This is a genomic window from Zobellella iuensis, from assembly GCF_016746085.1.
GTDB lineage: Bacteria > Pseudomonadota > Gammaproteobacteria > Enterobacterales > Aeromonadaceae > Oceanimonas > Oceanimonas iuensis.
In genome coordinates this window covers 195,837-206,034 of sequence record NZ_JAERTZ010000004.1, presented here as the reverse complement: position 1 = coordinate 206,034, position 10,198 = coordinate 195,837, and the positions used below count along the sequence as shown (strand labels likewise).

Here is a 10,198-nt window from a genome sequence, read left to right as displayed (position 1 = left end):
GTTGTGGTCCCACCTGACCCCATGCCGAACTCAGAAGTGAAACGCACCCGCGCCGATGATAGTGTGGCAGCTGCCATGTGAAAGTAGGTCACTGCCAGGCACCCAATTAAAAACCCCGATACCTGTGTATCGGGGTTTTTGCTTTTTCCGGCTCGAACACATTCGAACCGGCAGAACGAGCCCTTCATCTCCGTGAAGGGCTTTCTTGTCTCTGCTTTCAATCCACATCCCGGCCGAGGGCCGCGCGGCGGATCCGATACCACTGCTGACGGCTGAGCTGAATGTTTTCTGCCTGCACGGCCTGTTTCACCCGCGCTATCTTGCCGGAGCCGAGGATCGGCAGCGGCTGGCTGGGCAGCATCATCACCCAGGCGTAGACTACCTGCTCTATGCTGGCGGCATCCACTTCCAGCGCGATCTGCGCCAGCTCATCACGCAACGGCTGGAATGCCTGCTCGCTGAACAGCCGGCCTCCGCCCAGGCAGGACCAGGCCATGGGCTTGAGATGCCGGCGCTGGCATTGATCCAGGGTGCCGTCGGTGAGGGTGTCCTGATAGAGGGGCGATATTTCGACCTGGTTGGTGACCAGCGGGTAGTCCAGTCGTGACTGCAGCAGTTCGAACTGGCTGGGAGTAAAGTTGGATACCCCGAAATGGCGGACCTTGCCGCTTTTTTTCAGGCTGTTGAAGGCCTTGGCCATTTCGTCCGCATCCATCAGGTAGTCGGGCCTGTGGATCAGCAGCAGGTCGAGACGATCGGTATTGAAGTGGCGCAGCGACTGCTCCGCCGAGGCGATGATATGGGCCTTCTCGCTGTTGTAGTGGGGCAACTGGTGGCCGGGATGGGCGGCGGAAGGCAGGGCGATGCCACACTTGGTGACGATCTGCAGTTGCTCCCTCAAGGCGGGTTTCAGCCTGAGGGCCTGGCCGAAGGCGGCCTCGCAGCCATAACTACCATAGATATCCGCATGATCGATGGTGGTAATGCCCAGTTCGAGATGTTGTTCGATAAAGCCGAGTAGCTCCTGGGGGGACATCTGCCATTCCAGCAGCCGCCAGTAGCCCATGATCAGGCGGGAAAACTGTGGACCTTCGGGACTGACTAAAACGCGTGTAACGGACATGGAGGAACTCCCTGTTATTTATATGATTGTTGTATCTTCCCAACTATAGTCACTGGGCATCGGCCTGGTTAAGACTCAACTTGAGCTCGACGATGCCGTCTTCCAGATGTACGGTCACCTTGAATCCCAGTTTTCGGGCCAGCACCACCATACCGCGGTTGGACGGCATGGTCACCCCGCTCAGGGTGCTGATCCCGCGTATTCTTGCATAGCGGACAATCTTTTCCATCAGCAGCCGGCCGAGGCCGACCCCTTTGAGGTCGGAACGCACCAGCACCGCGAACTCGGCGTCACTGTTGTCCGGATCCGAGATTGCCCTGACCACGCCGAGGATATCGCCGTTGCCGGCCACTGCCACGAAGGCCATCTCCCGGTCGTAATCGATCTGGGTCATATGGGCCAGTTCTTCATGGCCGATCACCACATCGGCAAAGAAACGTTTATAGCGATCTTCATCGGACACATGGCTGACAAACTCCTTATGGGCCGGTTCATCTTCCGGCAGTATGGGGCGCAGCAGTATGGGGCGGCCATCCTTCAGGCTGGCCTGCTCCTCCCATTCCTTGGGATAGGGCCGGATGGCCAGCCTGGCCTGGCCGTCGCCCTCGAAGGGCTTGAGCCGAAGGCTGACATCGAGGGCGATCATTTCCTTGTCGGTGGCCAGCAGGGGATGGATGTCGAGCCGGGTGATCTCGGGGTGGTTGATGATCAGGTGGGAAACCTGGGTCAGCACCCGGCAGACGGCTTCCATATCGAGCGCCTTCTGGGAGCGATTGGCCCTGACCTTGCCGCTTTTCAGGGCATGGATCACCAGGTAGCGGGCCAGGGTCATGTTGAGCGGCGGCAGGGCCACCGCCGCCTGTTCTTCCCCTTCCCAGTCGACGCCGCCGTCACCCAGCAGTATCACCGGGCCGAACACCGGATCCGAGCGCACCGCTATGTGCAGTTCCTGGGAACCGGCCCGCCGGGCCATGCGCTGGACCAGCAGGCCGTGGATGCGGGCGCTGGGGTAAGTTTGACGGACTCGATCGAGAATAGCATCGGCGGCCTGGGCCACCTCCGCCGCCGAGCGCAGGTTGAGCACCACGCCGGAAACATCGGACTTGTGGGCAATGTCCGGGGAGCGCAGCTTGATCACCACCGGATAGCCGATTTGCTCGGCGATATGGGCCGCCTCGGTGGCATCCGAGGCGATCCAGGTGGGCAGGGTCTGGATGCCGTAGGCGGCCATCAGCCGGCTGACCTCATGGGTGTCCAACTGCTGGAGTCCCTGCTGGAAAGCCTCCTGGATCAGTGCCTTGACGGTGTCGCTGTCGTTGGGCATGTCGGAGATGGACTCCGGGGTTTCCATCAGTTGCTTCTGGTTGCGCCGGTATTCCACCAGGTGCATAAAAGCGCTGGCGGCGCTTTCCGGGGTGCGGTAGGTGGGAATGCCGGCTTCGGTAAAGCAGCGGCGGGCTTCGAACACGCTGGTTTCCCCCGACCAGTTGGTGAGGATGTTGAAGCGCCGGGCCCGGGGGTGCTCCTTGAGCACCTGGATAAGCTCCCTGGCCACCAGGGTGCTGTTCACCGCGGCGGAAGGGGCATGCATGATCAGGATGGCGTCGAAGTCGTCGCTGTCGAGCAGCACCTTGAGGCTGGCGATATAGCGCTCCACCGGGGCGTCACCGACGATGTCGATGGGATTGGTATGGGACCAGGCCGGCGGCAGTACCCTGTCCAGGGCCGCCAGGGTGGCCTCGCTTAAGGAAGCCAGCTTGCCGCCCCTGGCCAGCAGTGTATCGATGGCCATGATGGCCGGGCCGCCGCCGTTGGTGAGGATCACCAGCCGTTCGCCGCGCAGGCTCTGGGCATGGTTGAGGGTTTCCACCGCCGCGAACAAGTCATGAGTATCCCGCACCCTGAGCATGCCGGCCCGGCGGATGGCGGCATCGTAGGCCGCATCCAGCCCCACATCGCCACCGGTGTGCAGGTGGCCGAGCTGGGCGCCGATCCGGGTCTTGCCGCTTTTGACCACCAGCACCGCCTTGTTGCGCGATGCGGTCCGGGCCGCCGACATAAAGGTGCGGGCGTCCTGGATGGCATCCATATACAGCAGTATGGCGCTGGTGTGCCGGTCCCGGGCCAGGTAATCGAGCAGTTGGGCGAAGTCGATGTCGCTGGCATCGCCCAGGGAGATGAAGTGGGAGAAGCCGATGTCGTTATGGCGGGCCCAGTCGAGGATGGTGGCGCACACCGCCGCCGACTGGGATACAAAGGCGATGCGCCCCGGTTTGGCGGGGAAGGGGGCGAAACTGACATTCAGCCCCAGGTGCGGCAGTATCACTCCCATGCTGTTGGGGCCGAGCAGGCGCATGCCGTGCTGGCGGGCGCTGTCTTTCATCTGCACCAGCTGTTCGTCGCTGGTGCCGGCGGCCAGGACGATGGCGGCCTTGCAGCCTTTCCGCCCGAGCTGGTCGATGATGCCGGGATTTTTGGCGGCCGGGGTGCAGATGATGGCCAGATCCGGTACCCGGGGCAGGCTCTGGATATCCGGATAGGCCATGACCCCGGCCACGGCGTCGTACTTGGGATTGACCGGCATTACCGGGCCGCTGAAGTTGCCGGCCAGCAGATTTTTCATCACCAGCTTGCCGGCGCCGTTGTCCCGGTGGGAGGCGCCGATCACGGCGATGCTGGCGGGCCGGAAGAGGGCATCAAGTCCTTGCAGCGGCATAGCGATTCCTTAGGTCGGTGGAGAGCCAGGGCCCGAGTGGTTCTAGCACATTATAAGATACTGATCCGGATTTCATTTTTAGTGGCGTGAACAGGTTCCAGGGTGTGGCGATACGAATCTAGCATCCAGGGCGAGTTCAAGGCTTGTCTTGCCGCAAGTTCTGCTTGAGTATGATAAAGCCGGAGGCCAGGGGCCGGAGCGCCAAGGCATGTTAATTTCTTCGCCGCCCTTGGTCGTTGTTCTCATATGCATCTAGCTTTATTCAGGCGGGCACGATTAAGGATAATCATTATGGGCTGGAGCAAGCATCTGGGATTTTTCCGACTGGGGCGCGGCGGCAATGGCCGGCTGCGCGAGGCACTGGAGCACGCCATCGACGCCGTGGTGAGCATCGATCAGCACAACAGGGTCGTCTACTTCAATCCGGCGGCGGAACGGCTGTGGGGTTACCGCAAGGACGAAGTGCTGGGCAACAACGTCAATATGCTGGTGCCCGGCGTCATCCGCGCTGCCCACGACGGCTACGTCAACCGCAACCGGGACACCGGGGAGAACCGTATCGTCGGCACCAGCCGCGAGGTACAGCTGCAGCGCAAGGACGGCCAGATGGTGTGGGTGAGCCTGTCCCTTTCCCGTTATAAACTGGGCCGTGATATCGGCTACACCGCCTTCGTGCGCGACATCACCGCCGAGCACAATATGCGGGAGATGATCAACCAGACCCTGGAGCAGGCCATCGATGCCGTGGTGACCATAGATGAACACAACACCGTCACCTTCTTCAATCAGGCGGCGGAGCGGCTCTGGGGCTACGACAGGGCCGAGGTGCTGGGGCAGAACGTCAAGATGCTGGTGCCCCACGATATCCGCCCCAACCATGACAACTATGTGAATGCCAACCGCCGCACCGGCCAGGACAAGATCGTCGGTACCAGCCGCGAGGTGCCGGTATTCCGCAAGGACGGCAGCCGGCTGTGGGCCGCCCTGGCCCTGTCCAAGGTGCAGCTCGACGGGCGCATCATCTATACCGCCTTCCTCAAGGACGTGACCGCCGAGGTAGAGCGGCGGGAGGAATTCCGGCTGCTGTCGCTGGTGGCCAACCGCACCAACAACTCGGTGATCATCACCGATGCCGAGGGGCGCATCGAATACGTCAACCCGGGCTTCTGCAGCCTGACCGGTTACAGCCTGGACGAGGTCAGGGGCCGCAAGCCCGGCGACTTCCTGCAGGGTGAACTGACGGATCCGGCCACCCGGGCGCGGATCCGCGACTACCTCTCCCGCCAGCAGGCCTTCTACGACGAAATCCTCAACTACGACAAGCAGGGCCGGCCCTACTGGGTGTCGCTGGCCATCAACCCGGTGTTCAGCGAGCAGGGCAAGCTGGAGCGCTTTATTTCCATCCAGGTCAACATTACCGAGACCAAGTCCAAGGCGCTGGAGTTCAATGCCCGGCTGGAGGCCATCGGCTCTTCCTTTGCGGTGGCCGAATGGAACGGTAGCGGCGAACTCAGCTATACCAATGCCCTGCTCGACAAGTTGATGCACCGGGATCACGCCGCCATGGCCTCGGGCCCCCTGGGGCGGTTGCGCCAGTTGCTGGGCGAGGACGGCTGGCAGCAACTGCAACAGGGCCGGAGTCTGCAGCGGGATCTGGAAGTGCCAGACGGAGCTGGCCAGGTGGTCTGGCTCGACGTGACCTTCACCCCCATCCTGGATGTGAACCAGCACCTGGCCAAGGTGGTGATGTACGGCTCCGATATCAGCCTGCGCAAGCGCACCATCGAAGAGACCAACAACGCCATGGGTGAGGTGCTGGGCTCGAGCGATCAAATCCAGCATATCGCGCGTACCATCAACGATATCGCCGAACAGACCAACTTGCTGGCCCTGAATGCCGCCATAGAGGCGGCGCGGGCCGGGGAGCAGGGGCGCGGTTTCGCTGTGGTGGCCGATGAGGTGCGCACCCTGGCGGCCCGCTCCCGGGCCTCGGCGGACGAGATCAGCCGGCTGCTGGGCGACACCAAGGTGCGTATCGAAGGCCTGGCGGACTCCCTGCAACGGCTGGAGCAGACCGAATAGCTGCCGCCGGGAGGCTCAGCCGAACAGCCGCTCCCGGAACATAAAGAAAACGGCGCCCAGCAGGCAGAGCCCGGCCCAGACGAAGTCCATGCGGAAGGGCTCCTTCAGGTAGAGGATGGAGAAGGGCACGAACACCGACAGGGTGATCACCTCCTGCAGTATCTTCAGCTGGCCCACGTTCACCACCTGGGCGCCGATGCGGTTGGCCGGCACCTGCAGCAGGTATTCGAACAGGGCGATGCCCCAGCTGATCAGGGCGGCCCAGATCCAGGGGCTGTTCTGCATGTTCTTCAGGTGGCCGTACCAGGCGAAGGTCATAAAGATATTGCTGAGCGTCAGCAGGCCGATGGTGATAAGCAAAGGGTTCATGGCATGGTCTCCGGATAAGGCGCGCGGATTATCGGGCCTGGCGCAAACTTGCACAAGATGGCGGTGCCCCGGCACTGTGGTTTTTTTCATCACGAAGCGTTCCTGTGGTTCCCGGACCCGCTGGCGGGTAAACTGGTGTAAACGCCATGTCATCAAGGTTTCCCATGCAGTTTCCCACCATCGAAGATTTTGTCGGCAACACCCCCCTGGTGCGCTTGCAGCGGCTGGCCGGGCATACCAACAGCCAGGTGCTGGTCAAGCTGGAGGGCAACAACCCGGCGGGCTCGGTCAAGGACAGGCCGGCGCTGAACATGATCCGCCAGGCCGAGGCCCGAGGCCGGATCCGGCCCGGCGACACCCTGATCGAGGCCACCAGCGGCAACACCGGCATCGCCCTGGCCATGGCCGCCGCCATCAAGGGCTACCGCATGGTGCTGATCATGCCCGACAACGCCACCGAAGAGCGCAAGGCTTCGATGAGGGCCTATGGCGCCGAGCTGATCCTGGTCAGCAAGGAAGCCGGCATGGAAGGGGCCCGGGACCTGGCCGATAGCATGGCCGCCGAGGGCAAGGGCGTTATCCTGGATCAGTTCAACAATCCGGACAACCCGGAGGCCCATCTGCTGACCACCGGGCCGGAAATATGGCGCCAGACCGGGGGACTGCTCACCCACTTCGTGTCCAGCATGGGCACCACCGGCACCATCATGGGGGTGTCGCAATACCTGAAGCAGCAGAACCCCGCCATACAAATCATCGGCCTGCAGCCCGGCGAGGGCAGCCAGATCCCCGGTATCCGCCGCTGGCCCGAGGCCTACCTGCCGGGCATTTTCGACAAGAGCCGGGTGGATCAGGTGCTGGATGTCGGCGAGGCGGAGGCGGTGGACACCATGCTCCGGCTGGCGCGGGAGGAAGGCATCTTCTGCGGGATCAGTTCCGGCGGCGCCGTGGCCGGCGCCCTCAGGCTGGCGGAGCAGGTTGACGATGCCCTGATCGTGGCCATTATCTGCGACCGGGGCGATCGCTACCTGTCGTCCGGGGTATTCAACGGCACTCGGGCTTGAAGCCGATAGCTGGAAGCCTGACTCTTGGTCACAAGTCCGGCTTCCGGCTTTATGATTCAGGATGCCTTCTGCCCCCGGGCGCGCCGCCATTCCCGCCAGGGAGCCCGGCGGCCGGCCAGGCTGCCATTCAGCACCAGGTGGGCGGCCAGGCCGAACACCACGCCCCACAGGGCCGACGACAGCCCGTACAGTGACAGCCCCGAGGCGGTGACGATAAAGGCGATCAGCGCGGCTTCCCGTCCCTTCGGCTCCTCCAGCGCGGTCACCAGATTGCCGCCGATGGCGCCGAGCAGGGCCAGGCCGGCCAGCACCGCCACGAAGGCAGCCGGCAGCGAGGTGAACAGGCTCACTATGGTGCCGGCGAACAGGCCGCCCACCAGGTAGAAGACGCCGTTGAACACCCCGGCCACGTAGCGTCGCTTGGGGTCTTCATGGGCGTCCTTGCCGGCGCAGATGGCGGCGGTGATGGCGGCCACCACTATGCTGATGCCACCGAACAGCGCCATGGGCAGGGACACCAGGCTGGTCACGCCGAGCACGGGCCTGGCCCCGACCGGGTAGCCGGCGCCATGCAGTATCGCCATGCCCGGCAGGAACTGGCCGGACAGGCTGACCAGTACCAGCGGCAGCGCCAAACCCAGGGTGGCGGCCAGCGACCATTCCGGCCGGATCAGTTGCGGGGTGGCCAGCTCCCAGCGCAGGCCGGCCAGCGACGCCCCCTCCAGCACCATCGCCAGCAGTATGCCGGTCAGCAGCAGCAGGATCAGGCTGTACTTGGGCCAGAGCCGGCGACACAGCAGATAGGCGGCCAGCATGCCGAGGGCCAGGGCGGGGGAGCCGTCGATGGCGGTGAAGGCACCCACCCCGAACTGGAACAGGATACCGGCCATCATGCCGGCGGCCACGCCTTTGGGAATGGCGCGCACCAGGGCGTCGAAGCTGCCGGACAGGCCGATTACCAGGGTGATGGCGGCGGCGGTGAGGTAGGCGCCCACCGCCTCGTTGAGCGACAGCCCGGGAAACAGGGTCACCAGCAGGGCGGTGCCCGGGGCCGACCAGGCGGTGACCACCGGCACCCTGAGCCAGAGCGACAGCACCATGCCGGAAACGGCGGCGCCGAGGGAAATGGCCCATACCCAGGAGGTCATCATCTCCTGGGACACGCCGGCGCTGGCGCCGGCCTGGAAGAAGATGGCGAGCGGCCCGGCGTAGGACACCAGCACCGCCAGAAAGCCCGCGGCCACCGCCGGCAGCGACAGATCGCGCAGAAAAGAGGTCATATCCGGCTCCTTCTGAAAATAAAGCAATATGAGGGATAAATAGCAGGTTCTACCAGGATCTATCAGGCCGCGACAAACTTTCGGAGTCACTCAATCCAGTAGCACCCATGTGTAAACAGCCGTTCCCTTTGGCCGACTTCTTCGGGCCATGATGACGGCTTTGTCGACAAACTGATAGCCCCGGCACAAGGCCGGGGTCATGGTTATCGCCGCCAGGGATCAGCCTTGGGTCGCCGCGCCGGCTTCGGCGGCGGGCTGGCTGGCGCCGGTGCGCCGGCCCACCAGGGCGATGGCCAGGGTGGCGATGGCGCCCGGTATCGCCAGCACCAGGAAGTTCATCTGGTGCGGCAACGCCAGGGCCAGCAGGGTGCCGCCCAGCATGGGGCCGACGATGGCGCCGTTGCGGCCGATGCCCGAGGCCCAGCCGAGGGCGGTGGAGCGGATGCTGGCCGGGTAGAACTGGGCCACATAGGCATACAGCAGGATCTGCGAGCCGATGGTGGTGGCGCCGGCCACGGCCATCAGGCTGTACAGCAGCCACATGGGGTGGGGGTAGCCGAGCAGCACCAGGGAGGCGGAGGCCAGCATAAAGAAGGTCACCAGCACCGAGCGCAGCGAGAAGCGGTCGGCCAGCCAGCCGCCGCCCACGGCGCCGACGATGGCGCCGATGTTCAGCACCATCAGCGACATCAGGCTGGAGCCCAGGGCATAGCCGGCCATGGACATCAGCTTGGGCAGCCAGGAGCCGAGGGCGTAAACCATCAGCAGGCAGCAGAAGAAGGCGGTCCAGAACATCAGGGTGCTGAGGGCGCGGCCGCCGCGCAGCAGCTCCAGTACCGGCGCCTTCTGCTCCTTGACCGGCGGCACCACCAGCTTGTCATCACCGCTAATCTGCCGTTCCGGCGCCACCTTTTGCAGCAGCACCCGGGCTTCTTCCTGGCGGTTCTGCGCCATCAGAAAGGCCACCGACTCGGGCAGGTACTTGATCATCAGCGGCAGCAGCAGCAGGGGGGCGGCGGCCAGGTAGAACATGATCTCCCAGCCGTAGTTGGGCACTATCCAGATGCCGAGGCCGGCGGACATCATGCCACCCACCGCGTAGCCGCTGAACATCAGCGCCACCAGGGTGCTGCGGTTCTTCTTGGGCGAGTATTCGCTCATCAGCGACACCACATTGGGCATGACGCCGCCGATGCCGAGGCCGGCGATAAAGCGCAGGATGCCGAACTGCCAGGGATTGGCGGCCAGGCCGTTGAGCACGGTGGTGAGGCTGAACAGCACCACGCACATCAGTATGGTTTTTTTGCGGCCGAGCTTGTCCGACAGCATGCCGAAGCCCATGGCCCCGAACATCATGCCGAACAGGGCGCTGCTGCCCAGCAGGCCGGCCACGTAGGGGTTGAGCGACCACTGATCCATCAGGATCGGCAGCACCACCCCGTAAATCACCAGGTCGTAGCCGTCGAAAATGATGATCAGGGTGCACCAGAACAGCACCTTCCAGTGGAAGGGGGTGAAGCTGGCGTTGTCTATGGTGTCGTTGACATCGATATGTTTCATCAGG

General features: G+C 63.7%; 7 protein-coding genes and 1 rRNA gene. 3 read left to right on the top strand and 5 right to left on the bottom strand.

From position 1 onward, the window contains the following. Nucleotides 1-100, top strand: a 5S ribosomal RNA gene (gene rrf / locus JKV55_RS02750); the annotation flags it as partial. Between the two features lie 117 nt (nucleotides 101-217). On the opposite strand, the gene JKV55_RS02745 is transcribed toward rrf, so the two are convergent. Further along, nucleotides 218-1,123 carry an aldo/keto reductase gene (locus JKV55_RS02745; protein ID WP_202082205.1) on the bottom strand — a complete coding sequence of 302 codons (906 nt, stop codon included), beginning with the start codon at nucleotides 1,121-1,123 and terminating at the stop codon, nucleotides 218-220. A gap of 49 nt (nucleotides 1,124-1,172) precedes the next feature. Continuing rightward, on the bottom strand, nucleotides 1,173-3,839 hold the full coding sequence (locus tag JKV55_RS02740; protein ID WP_202082204.1) for a bifunctional acetate--CoA ligase family protein/GNAT family N-acetyltransferase: 2,667 nt from the start codon (nucleotides 3,837-3,839) through the stop codon (nucleotides 1,173-1,175). A gap of 291 nt (nucleotides 3,840-4,130) precedes the next feature. Between JKV55_RS02740 and JKV55_RS20140 the strand changes: the two genes are divergently transcribed. Next, a complete protein-coding gene (locus JKV55_RS20140) occupies nucleotides 4,131-5,921 on the top strand; it encodes a PAS domain S-box protein (protein WP_202082203.1) in 1,791 nt (596 codons plus the stop codon). A 15-nt stretch (nucleotides 5,922-5,936) separates the two neighbouring features. On the opposite strand, the gene JKV55_RS02730 is transcribed toward JKV55_RS20140, so the two are convergent. Further along, nucleotides 5,937-6,290: a DMT family protein gene (locus tag JKV55_RS02730; RefSeq protein ID WP_202082202.1), complete on the bottom strand. Its 354-nt coding sequence runs from the start codon at nucleotides 6,288-6,290 to the stop codon at nucleotides 5,937-5,939. Nucleotides 6,291-6,454: 164 nt separating this feature from the next. On the opposite strand from JKV55_RS02730, the gene cysM reads away from it, so the two are divergent. Further along, complete coding sequence (gene cysM / locus JKV55_RS02725) at nucleotides 6,455-7,354, top strand: cysteine synthase CysM (protein WP_202082219.1); 900 nt, start codon at nucleotides 6,455-6,457, stop codon at nucleotides 7,352-7,354. Between the two features lie 56 nt (nucleotides 7,355-7,410). On the opposite strand, the gene JKV55_RS02720 is transcribed toward cysM, so the two are convergent. Then, nucleotides 7,411-8,634, bottom strand: coding sequence for a benzoate/H(+) symporter BenE family transporter (locus JKV55_RS02720; RefSeq protein ID WP_202082201.1), 1,224 nt, complete (start codon nucleotides 8,632-8,634; stop codon nucleotides 7,411-7,413). A gap of 219 nt (nucleotides 8,635-8,853) precedes the next feature. Then, on the bottom strand, nucleotides 8,854-10,194 hold the full coding sequence (locus JKV55_RS02715; RefSeq protein WP_202082200.1) for an MFS transporter: 1,341 nt from the start codon (nucleotides 10,192-10,194) through the stop codon (nucleotides 8,854-8,856). Between the last annotated feature and the right edge of the window lie 4 nt (nucleotides 10,195-10,198).

Excerpts from the sequence above, each read along its gene's own strand:
- JKV55_RS02745 (WP_202082205.1), bottom strand. The coding sequence starts at position 1,123 with ATGTCCGTTACACGCGTTTTAGTCAGTCCCGAAGGTCCACAGTTTTCC.
- JKV55_RS02740 (WP_202082204.1), bottom strand. The coding sequence starts at position 3,839 with ATGCCGCTGCAAGGACTTGATGCCCTCTTCCGGCCCGCCAGCATCGCC.
- JKV55_RS20140 (WP_202082203.1), top strand. The coding sequence starts at position 4,131 with ATGGGCTGGAGCAAGCATCTGGGATTTTTCCGACTGGGGCGCGGCGGC.
- JKV55_RS02730 (WP_202082202.1), bottom strand. The coding sequence starts at position 6,290 with ATGAACCCTTTGCTTATCACCATCGGCCTGCTGACGCTCAGCAATATC.
- cysM (WP_202082219.1), top strand. The coding sequence starts at position 6,455 with ATGCAGTTTCCCACCATCGAAGATTTTGTCGGCAACACCCCCCTGGTG.
- JKV55_RS02720 (WP_202082201.1), bottom strand. The coding sequence starts at position 8,634 with ATGACCTCTTTTCTGCGCGATCTGTCGCTGCCGGCGGTGGCCGCGGGC.
- JKV55_RS02715 (WP_202082200.1), bottom strand. The coding sequence starts at position 10,194 with ATGAAACATATCGATGTCAACGACACCATAGACAACGCCAGCTTCACC.